General features: G+C 64.1%; 6 protein-coding genes. All 6 read right to left on the reverse strand.

The features are described 5' to 3' along the window. Positions 1-10 precede the first annotated feature (10 nt). The gene (locus tag BUS42_RS15125; protein ID WP_074307622.1) at positions 11-1,453 is read right to left on the reverse strand and encodes a DUF1501 domain-containing protein; all 1,443 of its coding nucleotides are present in this window, start codon (positions 1,451-1,453) and stop codon (positions 11-13) included. A gap of 402 nt (positions 1,454-1,855) precedes the next feature. Then, positions 1,856-5,020, reverse strand: a complete 3,165-nt coding sequence (locus BUS42_RS15130; RefSeq protein WP_074307623.1) for a PSD1 and planctomycete cytochrome C domain-containing protein — start codon at positions 5,018-5,020, stop codon at positions 1,856-1,858. Between the two features lie 642 nt (positions 5,021-5,662). Further along, positions 5,663-8,797: a c-type cytochrome gene (locus BUS42_RS15135; RefSeq protein ID WP_074307624.1), complete on the reverse strand. Its 3,135-nt coding sequence runs from the start codon at positions 8,795-8,797 to the stop codon at positions 5,663-5,665. 210 nt (positions 8,798-9,007) lie between these two features. Continuing rightward, positions 9,008-10,465 carry a DUF1501 domain-containing protein gene (locus tag BUS42_RS15140; RefSeq protein WP_074307625.1) on the reverse strand — a complete coding sequence of 486 codons (1,458 nt, stop codon included), beginning with the start codon at positions 10,463-10,465 and terminating at the stop codon, positions 9,008-9,010. 83 nt (positions 10,466-10,548) lie between these two features. Next, a complete protein-coding gene (locus BUS42_RS15145) occupies positions 10,549-13,974 on the reverse strand; it encodes a DUF1553 domain-containing protein (RefSeq protein WP_254053528.1) in 3,426 nt (1,141 codons plus the stop codon). Between the two features lie 571 nt (positions 13,975-14,545). Then, positions 14,546-18,484, reverse strand: coding sequence for a DUF6797 domain-containing protein (locus BUS42_RS15150; RefSeq protein ID WP_254053529.1), 3,939 nt, complete (start codon positions 18,482-18,484; stop codon positions 14,546-14,548). Between the last annotated feature and the right edge of the window lie 110 nt (positions 18,485-18,594).

Below are 18,594 nucleotides of genomic sequence, written 5' to 3' on the forward strand. Positions count from 1 at the left end.
ACACATCTTGCTAAACGAGAATCTTTTTGACCACCTTGGCCGGTTCAACACCTGTGAGATGCACGTCGAGCCCTTGATACTTGAAAGAGAGCCGGCGGTGGTCGATCCCACAGAGGTGCAGCAAGGTGGCATGAAAGTCACGCACGTGGACCACGTCCTCGACGGCGCGGTAGCCGAGTTCATCGCTGGCGCCGTGGGTCAGGCCCCCTTGGATTCCTCCGCCGGCCATCCAGAGGGAGAAGCCGAGGATATGGTGGTCCCGGCCGGTCCCCTGCCCCATCGGGGTCCGGCCAAACTCGCCGCCCCAGATGATCAGGGTCTCGTCAAGCATACCACGTTGTTTGAGGTCTTTCACGAGTGCGGCGCTGGGACGGTCAACATCCTCGGCGGCCGATCGCATGCCGGGTTCGATGTTCCCGTGATGGTCCCAGGCGCGGTGATAGAGCTGGATGAACCGCACCCCGCGCTCGGCGAGCCGGCGGGCGAGTAGACAGTTCGAGGCGAAGCTGCCATCGCCAGGATGCTTGACACCATAGAGGTCGAGCATGTGGGCCGGCTCGCTCGCGAAATCGGTGAGCTCGGGCACGGACGACTGCATCCGGAACGCCATCTCGTACTGGCTGATCCGGGTCTGGATCTCCGGGTCGAGGCGATCCTCGGCGAGCAGACCGTTGAGCCGGTTGACCTCCTCGACCACCTGGCGCTGGGCGCTCTGGCAGACGCCCTCGGGATTCCCGATGTAGTGCACGGCATCCCCCTTCGACTGGAAGAGGATCCCCTGAAACTTACTCGGCAAGAAGCCCGCCGACCACTGTCGCGCGGAGACCGGCTGAAGCCCCGTTTTGCCCGAGGAGGTGAGCACGATGAACCCCGGCAGGTCCTCCGCCTCCGACCCCAAGCCGTAGAGCAGCCAGGAGCCCATGCTCGGCCGCCCCTTGATGATCGACCCACTGTTCATGAATGCATGAGCCGGGTCGTGGTTGATCTGCTCCGTCTGCATCGATCGGACAATGCAAATGTCGTCGGCAACACGGGCAATGTTCGGGAAGAGGTCCGAGACCTCCTGACCGGATTGACCATACTTGCGGAAGTCGACAAACGACCCGCGTGCGGTGAGCGCGGCATTCTGCAACTGCGCGAGTTGCTGGCCCTTGGTAAACGACTCGGGGAACGGCTTGCCGTCGAGCCGCTTCAACTCAGGCTTATAGTCAAAGGACTCAAACTGGGATGGCCCCCCGGCCATGCACAAGTGAATCACCCGCTTCGCTTTCACCGGCAGGTGCGGCGGACGAACCACCCCCTGCCAGCGCCCCGCGGAATTCGCCGCGGGCGCCGCGTGCAGTTGCGGCTCGAGCAAGCTCGAGAGCGCCAACCCTCCCAAACCGTAGGCGGAACGACCGAGGAAGGTCCGTCGCGACAAGCTCCGCTGACATGCGTTAATGTCGTGAGTCATGGTCTTTAGCACCTATCTCACTGGACCGATTCCTACAGCGGTTTACCGACGCGATACGCACGCTCTCGCCGGTCTTAGCCCCAACGGGGCGGCCCAAGGAAGCCCGGGGCAACGCCCCGGGAAATCGTCATATCCAACTTCACAAGCCCTGCAAGGGCGTCCTAATCCGAGCGATAACCTGGTGACGCCGGTCGTGCTGGCATGCCCCATTAGGTCGCCCTTTCAGGGCTCTCAAACACGAACATATTGATTCCCCAGGGCGTTGCCCTGGGCTTCCTTGGACCGCCCCGTTGGGGCTAAATTCAAACAAATGACAAGTAGACTCTCGCCGGTTTAGCCCCGAAAGGGCGGCCAAAGGTAGCCCAGGGCAGCGTCTAACCAATCAACATATCCCCACCCACATTAATACCGCGTAATGGTCTCATTGAGGTTGAGGACAACCCGGCAGACGCTCGTCCAGGCCGCGGCTTCGCGCTCGTTGAGGCCCGGCGGCACTGGGGCCAGGCCGACATGAAGCAGTTTCTTGGCGTCGTCGGGCCGACTGGCGTAGAGGCTGCGCTGCGAGTTCAGGAAGGTCAAGAGCGAGCGCGTCTCCCCAGCGCGGGCCGGCCGCGCCAGGACTTTGCGAAAGAGACGGTCCATCCGTTGGTCGTCCGACTCCTCCTTTGCCGTCACGAGCGACACGGCCAGAACACGGGCCGCCTCCACAAACGTCGGGTCGTTGAGTAGCGTCAAGGCCTGCTGCGGCGTGTTGGCGAGCGGCCGGGAGGCGGTGCATTCCTCGCGTGAGGGAGCGTCGAAGTTGGCCAGCATCGGGTGCATGAAGGTGCGCTGCCAGTGGGTGTAAACGCCGCGGCGATACTGCCTCAGATCGTCGTCGGCCCTGTACACCCGGTCGGGAAACTGCAGGTTGGCATAGTACCCCTCGGGTTGATAGGGGTGAGCGCTCGGGCCGCCGATCTCGAGGTTGAGGAGCCCGGCGACGGCCAGGGCGTTATCGCGGACGAACTCGGCCTCGAGCCGGCGCGGGGAATGCCAGGCAAGCAGGCGGTTGTCCGGGTCGATCTCGGCCAGGTCGGGCCGGAGTCGCGAATCTTGCTGGTAAGTTGCCGACATCACCATCAGTTTCACAACGTGCTTGACGTCCCAGCCACTCTCGCGAAATTCGACGGCCAGCCAGTCGAGCAATTCGGGATGGACGGGCCATTCGCCCTGCGCTCCCACATCTTCCATGACACTGCTGATGCCGATGCCGAAGAATTGCTTCCAGAGGCGGTTGACGAAAACGCGGGCCGTCAGCGGATTCTCCGGAGCGGTGAGCCAGCGGGCGAGGTCGAGCCGCGTGAGCCGGCGGCCTTCGGGATTCGCGGGTTGTGGGAGGAAGCCGGGGACGCTCGGCACGACGATCGCGCCGCTCTCGTCCTGCCAGTTGCCGCGTCCCAGCACGCGCATCGGCCTCGGCTTTTGAGCCTCGGTGATCATGCTGAAGGCACGGCCGCCACGGCATTCCTCGACGTCCTGCCTGAGCCCGTTGACCTCGGCCAGGGCCGCGGAATCCCAGCCGGTGCCATCCAGGTAGGCAGCTTGCAACAGCGACGACTGCTCCGAAGTCCGCGCCTCGGGCGCCGTTCGAAGGGCGGCCGCCAGCAGCGTGCCGAGCCTTCGCTCCCTGGGGTCGTCGTACCCGAACGGCGAGACCGCAAGCCGAACACAGCCCGCGCCGTCGCTCTTGACGGTGACGATCAGCTCGTCCCCTTCGGCCAGTCGGATCGGCTGGGTGAGCCGCCAGACGGAGGTTTGCGGAGACTTGCGATCCCGAGTCGAGGTCTTCCAGGCCGCCTTCACCCCGAGCAACGCAGCGCCGTTGGCGTAACGCTCATCCTTGTGATCGGCGTCGGCATACGCGAACGTCAGCCCGGTCTCTTTTCCGGTCTTGGCCGACTTGACCTTCGCCGTAAGTTGGATGGTCGTGGTTTCCGCACCGCCCCGCACGATCGATCCGCCGTAGCTTGCGTGCGGGAGCACTTCCAGGCGAATCGAGGCCAACCAACCGGGTCCTGGCTTCAATCGAAAACCAAAGTCATCTTTGACTTTCTTATTCGTTTTCGCCTTTTCCTTCGCTGAGCCACTCAGGAGGAAGCTCCCATCCGCCTGGGCCACGGCCTCGTCGCTGTCGTCCGCGATCGCCGGAGCCACCGCCCAGGTTGCCGGCCACTTCGCGAGGAACTGAAGGCTCGCGTTCCGCCAGGCCTCGAATGCCTGCTGCGCGTCGGCAGTGGACGCCAACTTTTCGGCGGACCGCGTCACCACTTGCTCGATCCGCTGCTCGAGCCGTTCACGCCGCCGCACCAGGTACGAGCTTTCCACCTCGATCTCAGGGGGGAACGGATAGTCGTTGGTCCAGCCCTTGAGTTCGGGGTTCGGGGTGTAGCCGTAGTCGGAGTAGACACCCCATTGCTTCACATCCGCGAAGAAAGCGCTCAGGCTATAGAAGTCTTTGGTCGTGAATGGATCAAACTTATGATCATGACACTCCGCGCATCCCAGAGTCGAGCCGAGCCAGGTAATCGCCACCGTGCGCACCCGATCGGCGGCATATTTGGCCAGGTACTCGTTGGGCTGGGCGCCCCCCTCGCGGGTCATCATGTTCAAGCGATTGAAACCGGTGGCGACAAGCTGCCGGGGAGTCGGGCTGGGGAGCAGGTCACCGGCCAGTTGCTCGACGGTGAACTGGTCGAACGGCAGGTTGCGATTGAACGCGTCGACCACGTAATCCCGATACGGAAAGATCCGCTGATTCTGATCGCCATGATAGCCGACCGTGTCGGTAAACCGCACCAGGTCGAGCCAGGGGACGGCCATCCGCTCGCCATAGTGCGGGGAGTCGAGCAGGCGATCGACTTGCCGTTCGTAGGCTTTCGGGTCGTCATCAGAGACGTAGGCCTGGACCTCGGCTGGCGTGGGGGGCAAGCCGGTGAGGTCGAGACTGAGACGCCTCAGCAAAGTGCGCCGATCGGCCTCGAGCGACGGATTGATCCCCTTCGACTCCAGCGTACGAAGGATAAACGCATCGATCGGGCCACGAACCGAGCCCGCTTGCTTGACGGCCGGGACCTCGGGGCGTTGGGGGATGACATAAGCCCAGTGCGGTTGATACTCGGCCCCGTCCTCAACCCATCGTCTGAGCAAGTCTTTCTGTGCGGTGGTGAGCGTCTTGTGCGACTGAGGCGGGGGCATCACCTCGTCTGGTGCTGTGCTGAAGACTCGAGAAATGACCTCGCTCTCCTCGGGCTTCCCGGGAACGAACGCCTCTTTCTCCAGCGCCGCCTCGCGGAGATCGAGGCGGAGGTCGGCCTTGCGATGGCTCTTGTCAGGCCCATGGCACGCGAAGCAGTTCTCGGAGAGGATCGACCGGATCTCGCGATTGAATTCGATCGGCCGCCGCTTGGCTTGGGCTGACGCACCGGGGGCGGCCCCCATCCCGAGTAAGAGCGGCCAGAGGAGTGCGGCGGCAACGGCCCGATTCCTGGTATGACCCGAGTTCTCGGCCCCGATTCGACGGCTCATGAGCGGCCCTCGTGAATTCATTCTCAAGCGGAGAGACTGGCTGGGTTGCTGACCTCGTCCCGTCCCACTTCTTTACTCAGGCCAAACCGAGACCTGGCCCCGCACAGTGAAAAAGAAGGACGAAGTGTCGCTGGTCTTGAGTGTACGACACGGCGCGGAAGGTAAGAAACAAGGATCTTGAGCCGATCCTCGCGAACCCCACATCCGTATCGGTGGGCAGGCATCAGGTTCCGGACGTCACTCGACTCAATGAAACGGAACAGGCCCCTCGATTCCAGCGCGCACCCGCGACCTCGAAACGAACCCGTCCCTCTTAAATCGTAGCGAAACCAGCGATCCAACGCAACCAGATTCTGCAGAACACCCCCACGATTCTATAGAATCGACAGCAATTGGCAACCGAATTCACTCAAATGGATCAAACTAACCAAGAGAAAACAAAGAATTTTAACCACGAATCAAACGAATGACACGAATCACTCAAAAAACAATCGTTAATTGCAATTGTTTTTTAAATTTAAATTCATTCGTGTCATTCGTGTGATTCGTGGTTAAGATCCGCGTCTTTTTGGCACAAAGAATCGCGATGGTGGGCACAGCCCACCACCGAATCGGCCTTGGAGAGGCAGAGAGCGGGCCCGCTTACTTCCGGAACATCGGGTCGTTGGCCTCGCCGCGCGAGAGGAGATAGGCCAGCAGGTCGAGCACCTCGTTGGGGCTGAGCGTGTCGAGCAGTTTGTCGGGCATCAGCGAAGCCTTCGAGGGGGCCTGTTCCTCCACGTCGGCTTTGGGAATCTCAACGACCTTGGTCGGATCTTCGGGGTCGACGACCATCGTGTACGACTTGTCCGACTCGCTGACGATCCGGCCCGTGTGAACCTTGCCCGCGTTGGTGGCAATCACCGTGGCGCGATACTGGTCCGAAATCACCTTGCTCGGCTCGACGATCGCCTCGGTCAGGTCCTTGAGACTGAATCGGCCGGCGGCCTGGGTCAGGTCAGGGCCGGTGGCGCCCCCTTCGCCGCCGAACCGGTGGCAGAGGACGCAGCGGGCCGCGGAAAACATCTTCTGCCCTTGCGCGAAGTTACGGCCGGAGAGGCGGGCCGGGCTCAACCCGAGCACCGCGTTGAGGTCCCAATGCTGGCCGGGGCCCTTGGGCTTGGGAAGCTCCTTGAGGCGGAACGGCTTGCGGGCCCCCGCGGCTTCCACGGCCAGACGCTCGGACTCGGACGCGTTCTCGAATGCGTCCTTATCAATATTATTGATGAACCCCTGATAGCTCGCGCCTCCGCTCCACTTGCGCGCGGTCTCGAGCCACTGGAAGTAGAACTTCCGCTCGTCGAGCGTCCATCCTTCACGCAGATTCCGGAGCGCAAACGCATAGTGAATCTTTTGCGCATCGGGCCGATTGGCCTGCATCCGCGCGATCGTTCCGCCGTAGCCGGGGTTGCGTGCGAGCAGGTCGGCGGACTCGGTCGTCTCCGCTCCCCGCTCTTGCTTCATCAGGGCAATCAACTTGGCGGCAATCGTCGGCGACTTGAGGTAGACGAGCATGTTGGCCAGCTCGCGGTTCAGCAGCTCGGACTTGCCCGGGAAGACGCTGTCGAACTGTTTCGCCAATCGGGAGGCCAACTCGGGACTGGGCTCACCCATTCGGATGAAGACCAGGGACCAGGTCCGTAGCAGGTCGAGCTGCTTCGCCTCGTCGAGCGCATTGAAATTGAGCCGAGCGAGCGCCTTGATCAGATCGGGCTGGTGCGCCTTGTCGCCCTTGCGAGCCAGACCGACAATTCCCGTCATCAACGCTTCGGGCGACCGCTCGGCCAGCACCTGCTTCTGCCAGAGCGTCACGTCTTGATGTTCCAGCGCGATCCGCGCGGCGAACCGGATGAAGCGATCGGCATGTCCGAGATAAGGGAGGATGTACGCCACGGCCTTGGCCGGTTCGGCCGCGCGGTGGTGGTACTGCTCGAGGCTCCGCCTCAGGGTCCGCAACTCCGCGAACCGAGGGTCGGGGGCGTCGGACCGGTTGGTCGGCTCGTTGCCGACGTACGAGACGCGGAAGAGTTCCGACTGGGTCCCGCGCCCGCCGACCGTGAAGTAAAAGGCGCCGTCGGGTCCGATCGTCGCGTCGGTCAGCGGCAGTGGGGTGCGGGAGACGAATTCCTCCGACTTGGCCTGGTAGCTCGCACCGTCTGGCTCGAGGTGAAGCGCCCGGATCGTGCCGAAGGTCCAGTCGAGGATGTAGAGCGCCTTCTGGTACTTGGCCGGGAACTTGGCGCCGTAGCCAAACGTGACGCCGACCGGCGAGCCGGGGCCGATGTTGATCATGGGAGGGAGGCTGTCGAGGTAGCTCACCGGCCACTTGCCGGTCCCGCTCCGCCAGCCGAATTCGCTGCCGTCGGTCGCGTGGACCACCCGGGTGGGGCGATACCAAGGCATGCCGATATCCCACTCCATGTCCGAGTCGTAGGCGAAGAGTTCCCCTTCCTGGTTGAGGTCGAAGTCATAGGCGTTGCGACAGCCGCTGCTGAGAATCTCGAAGCTCTTGCCGTCGGGGTCGGTCTTGGCGATGTACCCGCCCGGAGCGAGGATCCCCCGCGCGTGGCCGTTGGCGTCCCATTGACGAGGGAGCAAGTGATCCTCACTCCAGTCGTGAGGCACGCCCCCTTCGTGGACGTTCGCGGGGAGCTTGGTATGGTTGCCGCAGACGATCAGGATCGACTTGCCGTCGTGCGAGAGCCGCAAGCCGTGCGGCCCGTGCTCCCCCGCGCCCAGGATCTCGGCCAGCTTCACCACCTGGTCGAACTGGTCGTCGCTGTCCGTGTCCCGGGCCCGATAGAGGCCGCTCTTCGGCCCGTCGTTGACCGAGAGATAAAGGCTATCGAACGCGTAGAGGAGGCCGTGCGCTCCACTGATCTTGACGTCGAGCCGCTCGACCCTCGTGGGCTGATCGCTGCCGATGGGAGCAGGAGTGATCCGGCAGAGTCCCTTGTCTCCCTGGTCGCTGGTGATGAGCCGTCCCTTGTTGTCGACGGTGATCGAAACCCACGAGCCCAGCGTATCGCGCGGGACCGTGAAGAGCCGCTCGGCCTGGAACCCGGGCAAGAGCTCAAACACGTCGCGGGTCGTCGACGCGAGGCCGGACGGCTTGGAGAAGACGTCATTCCAAGGGCCCACGCCCATCGTTCCATGGGTCTGGACCGCCTCCCCGGTCTTGGCGCTGCGGCGGTCGGCCGCGGTCCAGCTCGCGTCGGAGACGACGTAGCGCGTGCTTCCATCGGGCATGGTCAGGGCAAGCTTGAACACAAACCCGGCCGACCCGCCTTCGTTGTCGACCTGAGCGACGATCTCGTTCAGGCCCGGGCGCAGCAGGTCGTGAACTTCCAGCTCGACCGGCGTCTCCCATTCCCCACTCTGGGCGAGCTTTTTCCCGTTGAGGAAGAGCACCATGCTGTTGTCGCAAGTCGCTTTGAGCCAGGCTGTTTTCGCATCGCCGGCGAACTCCTTCCGCAGGAAATAGCGGGAGTCGGCTTTCGCCCCCCAGATCCAGGTCGGCGCCGGGCCTTGCTTCAGCTTGTCCGGCGCCGGGTTCAGCTTGGGCGCTTCCTTGGCCTGGCCCCGGACCTGGGACGGAGCGACCTCAGGCTTCTGGGTGAATTCACGGTCCGACTTGTCGGCCCCCCGGGATGGCGATCCGTGGGCGGCAAAGCCGGCGACCATCATGAAGACCAGGGACGATACGCCCCGTGAACATCGCTGTGGGAAGAAAGGCACTCGATCTCTCCAATGAACCAAACGAGGTCGTGAAACACACCCTCATGCGTGCAAATACGATTCATCTACCAAGGGGTGGGGGGGAGGGATTGACTTGCCTCGGGTGCCACAAGTTGGACTCAACCCGTGACACCCTGGGGAAGACCGCGACCATTGCCATTCAAGCACCGAACGCCAGGGCTCAACGGCACCAACAAGCAAGCAGACTCCTTACACCAGGACATCTTTGACCACATGCCCATGCACGTCGGTCAGCCGATAGTCACGTCCCTGGAAGCGATACGTCAGACGCTCATGGTCGAACCCGAGCAGGTGGAGGATCGTGGCCTGGAGGTCGTGGATATGAACCTTGTCGCGAGCGACGCTGAACCCAAGCTCGTCCGACTCGCCATACATGAACCCTGGCTTCACGCCGGCGCCGGCCATCATCATTGAGAAGCAGTCGGGGAAGTGGTCGCGCCCCAGCAGGGAGCTGGTGGCGGTGCGCCCCTCGCGGAACGGGGTCCGGCCAAACTCGCCGCCCCAGATGATCAGGGTCTCGTCCAGAAGGCCACGTGATTTCAGGTCATTGATCAAGGCCGCGACCGGCCGATCCATCGTGGCACACTTATTCGTGAGGCCGCCGACGATATCCTGGTCAGCGCTCGTGCCGTGGAAATCCCAGCCCCAGTCGAAGAGCTGGACGTACCGAACCCCCTGCTCGACCAGGCGACGGGCCAGCAGACAGTTGTTGGCAAAGCTCGACGCCCCCGGCTTGGCCCCGTACGCATCGAGCATCCATTGCGGTTCGCGACCAATGTCCATCACCTCAGGCACCGACGTCTGCATCCGAAACGCGAGCTCATATTGCGCGATCCGCGTGAGCGTCTCAGGATGCCCCAGCTCCTTCGCCTGGATCTCGTTGAGGTCTCGGAGCGCATCGAGACTCTCCCGCCGGAGCGTGCGATCCATCCCCGAGGGGTCGGAGGCATAGAGGACCGGATCCCCCTTCGAGCGGCACTGCACCCCCTGGAATACCGAGGGGAGAAAACCGCTGCCGAACGAGCTATTCCCGCCGTTAGGCTGAACTCCACTCGAGATCAAGACGACATATCCGGGGAGGTTCTCGTTCTCCGTCCCGAGCCCGTAGGTCGTCCAGGCTCCGAGCGAAGGGCGACCCGAGCGCGGGGAACCGGTATAGAGCAGCAACTCCGCGGGCGCATGGTTGAACTGGTCGGTATTCATCGACCGGATCACGCAGACGTCGTCGGCCACCGTCTGGAGGTGCGGGATGGCGTCCGACATCCAGACTCCCCCGTCGCCGTACTGGGCAAATTTGCGTCGGGTCCCCAGCAATTTGGGCGTTCCCGAGGTGAACGCGAACATCTTCCCCTTCAAGAACGTGTCGGGGCAATCTTGCCCGTCCCGCTTGGCCAACTCAGGCTTGTAGTCGAACAGGTCGAGGTGCGGCGGCGACCCGGTCAGGTGGAGGTAGATCACCCGCTTCGCCTTGGGCGCGAAGTGCGGCAGCCGCGGAGCCAGGGGATCCACAACCTTGGATGCCACACTCGCCCCCGGCGCATCGCCGGCCAGCAGTGACGACAGCCCGATCGCGCCCAGGCCCACCTGGCTCTCCTTGAAGAAGTGCCGGCGCGTGATGTGCTGGAGTCGTTCGAGTCGAGGATCCATCAAACGTTCCCCCAAGGCGGCTCAGAGTGAGAATTGTCCTGGAACGCGAAACGACGAGAGCGGCGAGGAGCATCCCAATCCATTTAACGTTTCATGAGCATTTCATCCAGGTTCAAAAGCACGTTACCGACGACCGTCCAGGCAGCCAGCTCCGCGACGTCGGAGCCGGCCGGCACCGGCCCGAGCGGGTTGGCGGCGAGGTCATTGGCCCGCTTGAGATCCTTGGTGAACGGCGCACGTGTGGTTTCATAGAGCCGGACCAAACGCTCGACTTCGGCATCCGTCGGGGGCCGGGACAGGCAGAGCTGGAACCCAAACTGAACCTTCTCGGCGGCCGTCCCGCCCCGCGCGGCGATCCGCCGCGCCAGGGCCTGGGCCGCCTCGATGTAGACCGGATCGTTCAGGGTGACGAGTGCCTGGAGCGGCGTGTTCGTCCGCATCCGCCGCACGATGCAGACCTCGCGATTGGGGGCGTCGAAGGTCGCCATCGAAGGATAGGGGTTGGAGCGTCTCCAGGTCGTGTAAAGCCCGCGACGATACTTGTCGGCCCCCGGGCTGGTCGTCCAGTCGATCCCTCCGCCGAACGCGGCGGCCAGACCCGACGACGGCTGCGGCGGCTTGACCGGCGGTCCATACATCTTGGGACTGAGTAGGCCGCTCACCGCCAGCGACTGGTCGCGGATCATCTCGGCCGAGAGCCGGAACCGAGGCCCGCGCGAAAGGAGCTGGTTCTCCGGGTCGCGGTCGAGCAACTCGGGGTCGACCCGCGAGTCTTGCCGATAGGCCGCCGAGGTCACCAGCAGCTTGATGAACCCCTTCAAGTCCCAGCCACCGCGAACCAGCTCGACCGCCAGCCAGTCGAGCAGCTCGGGATGGGTCGGTGGCTCCCCTTGCGAGCCGAACTCTTCACTCGTCAGGACCAGACCGGCCCCAAAGATTTGCTCCCAGCAGCGATTGGCGATCACCCGGGCCGTCATCGGGTTTTCCTCGGCCACCAACCAGCGTGCCAGCGCCAGCCGGTCGACCGGCACCCCCTCCGGGAGCGGCGGGAACGTGGCGGGAACCCCTTCGACGATCTCTTGCCCCTGGTCGAGATAGTTGCCACGCCGCTGAAGCTTCGTCTTGCGGCGGTCCGCCTTGGCGAGCTCGCGCTGGACCGGCACGCTCGTTTCGGGCTTGATCGCGGCGTGCTCTTTCTCGACCGCCGCGAGCCGCTCGCGCGGGACCTTCAACTCGGGCGCGACCAGGGCCCGGTAGTGCCGGGCCAGGTCTTGGCGCTGAGCGTCAGTGCGGTCTGCTCGTGGTGTCCTCAGAACGGCCAGCACATTCTCTGGCGTCCGCGCGAGTTCCCCCGCGCGTTCGTCGTCGGAGACCAGGAGCCGGAACCGGCCGAGCGTGTGCTTCGCTCGCTTGGAGACCTGTTCAATGGTAACGGTCAGCGTCGAACCGGGCTCAATCGCGAGTGGGGCCGCAGTCAGGAGCGTCAAGGCGCGGGGATGCCCGGCCGTTCCCCCCGGTCCCCAGCCTTGAGTGGCCACCTTCTGGTTGTTCAAAACATCGGCCGCGGTCGCCGAGGTCTCCGGATCATCGCTGAGAGCCGCCACGAAGGTGATGTCTCTGGCTTTGCTGAGCGAGAACTCCGCACTCGGCTGTGGGGCCGTCTCCACCACCTGCGTCCAGACCGGTTCCCGCTTCTCGTCGAGTAAGCTGACCCGAGCACCACTGAGTCGCGTGTGCAAGCCGTGATCCGTCCGGTTCCAAATCGCGATCCGGTCGACCGGTTGCGTCTGCTTCAGGTCCAGCTCCCACCAGGGACTGTTCGAGACCTCGGTATGAGTCGTCGACTTGCCCTCGGTGTAGTCACCGTTGGTGTTGCCGTCGATCGCCAACCGGGGCGGGCCCTCGAATCCGGTGCTGCTCTGCGTGGCCTCGCCCCGCGACGCCACGTTTTCCGAGCCGCGGAAGATTTGCACTTCGGCCAGCGAAAGGATCTTCTCTGGCCCCGGGTTTTCGACCCGCACGAACCGGCCGGCCGGCTTGCCGTCCCCGGGCGGCGTGACCGACGCCAGGACCCGGGAGATCATGAAGTTCCCCCCCGGCGCATGCCCGGGCCCACGGTCAGGAAGCGTCTCGTGCGGCAAGGTCTCGAGCCTCAGCGCACTGAGTCGTCCCCCGTCCGCGGCCAGCTTCAACGTATAAACGTCGGTGTTCGCCCCGGCCGATTCCACCAGGACCGATTGATCGTCGAGCAGGGAAAGCTTGGCCGCGCTTCGCGGCTTCATGCCAGCGGGCCGGAGCGGCTTCCAGCGCAGCTCGGTCGGGAACGCATCTTCCCACCGTTGCTGGCTGGCGAGCAGTTCGGGAGTCGGTGTGTCGAGCGTCTGCTTGAGGGCGATGATTTCGCGTTCCAAGGTCGCCTTGCGCTGTTTTTGGTCGTCGGTGAAGAACGAGATCAGCGGACTCTCGTCCTTGAGGTCGCGGTCCTGGGTGTTGTTAAAAAACGCGAAGAGCTTGAAGTATTCTTCTTGGGTGAGTGGATCATATTTATGGTCGTGACACTGGGCGCAGGCGATCGTCGTCCCCATCCAGACGGCCATCGTCGTATTGACCCGGTCGACGACGGCGACGTTGCGGAACTCCTCGTCGTTGGTCCCGCCTTCGTTGTTGGTCAGCGTGTTGCGGTGGAAGGCGGTCGCGATGAGCTGCTCTTCGGTCGGGTTCGGCAGGAGGTCGCCCGCGAGCTGTTCGATCGTGAATCGGTCGAACGGCTTATTCGCGTTGAGCGACCGAATGACGTAGTCGCGATAGGCCCAGATCATCCGCGGCGGGTCGTCGGCATAGCCAGCCGAGTCGGCGTAGCGGGCCAGGTCGAGCCACATCCGGGCCCAGTGCTCGCCGTAGGTCTGCCGATCGAGCAAGCGGGTAACGAGCTGGTCGTAGGCGTCAGGGCTTGTGTCATTAACGAATGCGTTGACTTCTTCAAGAGTCGGCGGTAGCCCGGTCAGGTCAAGGCTCAGCCGGCGGATCAGGGTGAACCGGTCGGCCTCGGCCCTGGGCTTGAGCTTTTCGCGTTCCAGGCGAGCGAGAATGAAGTCGTCGACCGCGTTCCTCGGCCAGGCGGTGTCATTCACCTTGGGCAGCGGCGGCCTGACCGGCTTGGCGTACGACCAGTGCTTGGCATAGGGGGCACCTTGCCGGACCCATTCGTTCAGCAGTTCGATTTCTTTCGGTGCGAGCGTTTTGCCGTGCTGCGGCGGCGGCATCTTCTCGATCGGGTCGTCGGAGAGGATCCGCTGAATCAGCTCGCTCTCGGCGGGATCGCCTCGAACGATGGCCGCATACCCCCCGAGGTCGGCGAACGCCCCGGCCTCGTTGTCGAGGCGGAGTGGCTTCGTGACCCCCTTCCGCTTGGCGGCATCCGGCCCGTGGCACGTGAAGCAAGCGTTCGACAGGATCGGCCGGATCTCCCGGTTGAAGTCGATCGGCCGGGCCGGCGGGTCGCCAGCCAACGCTCCTCCCCCGGACACGTGTACGAACACCATAGCCAGGACGAACGCAGCCGACGGCACCTGACGCCGACGGGGACCCGTGGCACCCAGGCTGGCAGCAAGACCGCTCGCAGAAAGCCGGTTGCGCCGATTTTCGGTGAAAATCGGCGAAGGGGGCGTACAGTGCATGGTTAGCAACCGTTTACGCAAAAAAAGGTGGGTGGGGTTGGGGATGCCGCCTCATGCGACCGCCAGGGCTTGGCCAGCGGCACCCCGGAGTATAACGCATCGTCCGCCCCCCAAGCGAGAGGCTTGCGCCGACGGTAGGTCTCGTCTCGGATCGACATACCACGTTCGTCCGCGGTATCATTTTACAAACATGACCCCATGCATCACCATCCAGTGGCCGAGTGGCCCGGACAACTTGCTTGTCCGGGCGGCGAAGCCGCAAGAGGCGTCCGGTCGGCCGCGACTTTCGCTCGGGCCGGGCCAAACCCAAAGCCTCTTGTCGCTTCGCGACCCGGACAAGCAAGTTGTCCGGGCCACCCAGATCCATCAACCCGGTCTCCTTGCTACAGTGTCGCTTATTGCCTCACTTTACAATCATAACCCCATTCATCACCATCCAGTGGCCGGGAAACGTGCAGACGTACGGATAGCGCCCTTTCTCGGCCGGGGCTTGGAACGAGATGATGAACTGATCCTGGGGAGCGACCATATCAGCATAAACCAGGACGTCGTCCGACTTGGGAATGTAGTGGCGTGCGACCGCGTCGGGCTCGGCGATGATCTTGTTGACCAGCTCGCCGATCCGAGGCAGCGAGTCCGGCCGGATCAAGGCCCAGTTATGGGGAACCACATCCGGGTTTTTGAACGTCAATTGAACCATTTCGCCCGCCTGAACCTCGAACGACGCGGGAACGAACGTCAGATTCTTCCCCGCCTCGAGAACGATCGGTCGCGCATTCGGGTTCTTCCTGCCCCACGGGTTCGGCTTCGCGTGGGTCGCGAGCGCGAGGTCGCTCAGGATCGGGTGGGCCGCGATGACCTTCGAAACCGGACGATAGCCGGGGATGCCCGTGAACGGAGTCCCAAGCTTGTGGACCGTGGCGAACAGGTCGACCGGCCGCGACGCATCGACTCGAAGGTGCAGGTGAAGCTGATTCACGGGCTGCAAGTCGGGGATCTCGAGGAAGAGGGATCGTCCATCCTCAAGGAGCGTGACCGAGCGGATCGTCAGCGCATCGTGTCCAGGCATGCTCGGGTGATGGGGTGAGAATTCTTGTGAGCCATAGCCCGGCCCGTAGCGATAGTTCCACGCCTGGGCGAACCGGTTCTCCGGCGACTCAACCACCGCTCGATCGACGGGCGAGGAAAAGGTGACGAGCATTCCGTTCTCGCGGGCATGGAGCTCGACCGGCAACTGGACCGGATCGCCGGTGTAGCGAACCCGCTGAAATGAGCCGTCGGCCGGCGTGTACGTGCCCCAACCGGTCATGCCGGAGAGATAGAGCTGACCATCCTTGGGGTTGAACCGGGCGCGATGGACGCCCGAGAGGAAGTCGCCGGGGAGCGGGACAGCAGCGCCTTGGGGCTGGCCGTCGACCTGGTCGCGAAGCAGGAGGAAATGGGTGCCGGACCCATGCGACAGGTGGATCATCTGCCCTTTGAGCGGTCCCCAGCGGTCGTCGGGAACGGTGACCTGGCCGCCGCTCGAGTTGTCCAGGCCACGAGGCATGTAGACCAGCGGCAAGTCGGGCGGGAGTCCCCCTTTGGGGCCGCCATAGCCGTAGAAACCACCGGGGCGAATCTCGCAGATCATCGAGGCCGGGGTCCAGTCCCCTTCCGAGCAGGGCACGGTGAGCACCCCTTCGGGGGAAAGGCCAAGGCCGTCGGGGTTGCGGAAGCCGGTCGCCAGCACCGCGACGTCTTTGCCGTTGGGGTCGACCCGGATCAGGCCCTGGTTGCCCGACGCCGTGTAGAATCGGCCGGCCGGGTCGCGCTGAAGGCCGGCGATGAAGTCGTGGCCAGCCGCCGAGGTTTCATAAGCATTGCTCACGCACTCATAAAAATCGATTTCACCGTCGTGATTGAGGTCGTGCAGCCGGGTGATCTGGTCGCGGCCGAGGACGTAGATCTGGTCCTCGGCGATCACGAGGCCAAGGGCATGGTGGAGCCCCGAGGCGACGCGTCGCCAGCGGACCGAAGCGAGCGAACCGTCGATCCCATCGACGCGCCAGACGTCGCCGGTCATCGTGCAGAGGAAGGCCGTACCATCGGCGAGGAAGTCGTGGTCGCCGAAGAACATCAAGGCATTCCACGGATTCTTGAACGGCACCTCGATCGTGTCGACGGCATAGGGCCGGGTCTCCCCTCGCGCCCCCTTGGTCTCGAGCACTTGCCGCCACTGCGGCGGCCCGCCGCGCACCAGCGCGGCCAACGGATGCGTGGCGGCCGGCGCCACGACGCGGGAGAACCGGCCCTCCTCGACCCAGGGGGCGTCGAGCAGCTCCACGTCACCGACGCGATACGAGAAGACGACCCGCTTCCCATGGCGGTAGAACCCATGGTAGACGAACGGTTCGTCAGGCTTCTTGCCGGCAGGACGCTCGAGCGGTGTTCCCTCCAGGGTCAGCCCTTCAAGCAGGCCGTGGCGGCGGGGCGAGATCGTCACGAAGCCCCCCTGCCAGACCGCTTCATAGTTGAGCGTCTGAGGATTGAAGCAGGCTGCCAACTCCCCGCGCTCGCCCAGGCGGACGCAGACCCCCTTGGGGACCGTCACCCCCGCCCCTCGAAAGACCCCGCTGAGCACCGACCCCAGGTCGGTCTTGTTCCAGCGGCCGTCGATCCAGGTGTCGTCGTTCTGGTTCCCCCAGTGGCCGTCGCGGCCACCGTCGAGGCCCGGAAACGCCGGCAAGAGCGGCGGGATTTCCGGCTGCTTCGCGAAGGATTCGGCTTCCTTCGCGTAGAAGTCATAGATCCGATCCCGGTTCACGGCGTGGTCCCGGTTGGGCCAGAGCTCAGGTGCGATAGGCCCTTTCTCATAAGTAAATTTTGCAGGAGCGTGCGACTGTTTGAGGATTGCGGTGGCCTTGGCATCGCCGGGCAGGCCGAGCGTCATCAAGAAGCAGACCAGGTCGAGGCGCTGACGGGTGGTCATCGCTTCGGCCAAACCCTCGGGCATGAGGGTCCCCTGCTCCTTCATCCCCTCGACGTCGGTCTTCGCCAGGCGAAGCGTCTTCCCCGAGGTCGCCTCGCGGAGGCCAAGCTCGCGCTCGGTATCGAACTGGATGTACCCTTGGATCAGGGTGCCCTGGGTGGTCGCCACGACGGTTGCGTTGTATCCATCCTTGACCTGGCGCTTGGGCCAGAGCACCGACTCGACGATCTGCTCGGGGGTCAGGCAGACCCCCGCTTTCGTCAGCTCAGGGCCGATCGCTCCCCCTTGCTCGCCGACCTTGTGGCACGAGAGGCAGCCGAACTGCGCGGCGGCGAACACCTCGGCCCCCCGCCTGGGATCGCCCTGCGCGCGCGACTCGGCGATGAGCGTGTCCATGGTCCGCCGGTCCGCGTCCGAGACCTTCGGTTGCGGCGGCAGGCCCGGGACCGGCGTGCGCGGAGTCGGCCGCGGGCCGGCCGGCTTCCCTTCGAGTTGGGGCAGAAGCCAGTCGAGACCGTCGAGGTTGTCTTTGAGCCGTTCCTCGGCGTCGTCCTGGGTATGGCCGAGGATCCCGATCGGGCCGCCGTAGCCGCTATCGCGGATCGTCCGAAGCAGGTCGAGGTCGAAGGCTCCCTGACCGAGCGGCAGAATTTTTCGCCCGTTCGCATCCCCCTCGGGGCCCATGCCGTTGAGGTTCAACCCCAGCAAGTGGGGTTTCATCAAGGCGAGAAGCTCCCGGAACCGCGCCACGTGAGCGTGCCCGTGGTGCAAGTTGTAGACGATCCCGACGTTGGTCACGCCGTCCCGCTTGAGCCGGTCGATGATCGCCAGCTGATTTTCGGGCTCGCCGAACCAACCGCCGTGGTTGTAGAGCGCCAGCGTGCACCCAATCGCCTGGGCCGCCTCGGCGAGGGGCCGGAGCTTCGCCACGGCCGCCTCGACCCGCCGGTCCTGCTCGGCCCCCGAGACCTTGTCGGCCCCGAAGTCCAGGAGCACCCAGAGCTGCACCTTGATCTTGTGGCGCTTGAGCACGTCGAGAATGAGCTTCGACTCGTGATTCAGCTCCCCGGGCGCCACCCAGAACGCATCGAGCGCCACACCATGCTTTTTGAGGGCCTCGATCTCCGCGTCGAACGTCGGAATATGCTCGGCCCGCCAGTCGTAGGCGAACCGCTTGAACCCAAGCCGCTCGAGCATCGCCGCCCGCTCTTCGGGCCCGCGCTTCTTGGAATCAAACGGGACGATGCACCAGGCGACCAGATTCTCTCGCGAGAACAAGGCCTTCCCGTCGTCGGCCTTGCCCGACTGAAGCGGATTACCTTGACCCGGCGGCGTTTGCGCCAAGGCCAGGGCCGGTGACAGGAGACCCAAAAGCCACGTTCCAAGCGTCAGTCCAAGCCGAGAACGGGGTCGGCTTCGACTTCTCTCTGAGTCACACGTCATCCGGCGGTACTCCGCGAAGGTGGGTGTCGTAGGTGCCG

The organism is Singulisphaera sp. GP187, assembly GCF_900129635.1.
Lineage (GTDB): Bacteria > Planctomycetota > Planctomycetia > Isosphaerales > Isosphaeraceae > Singulisphaera.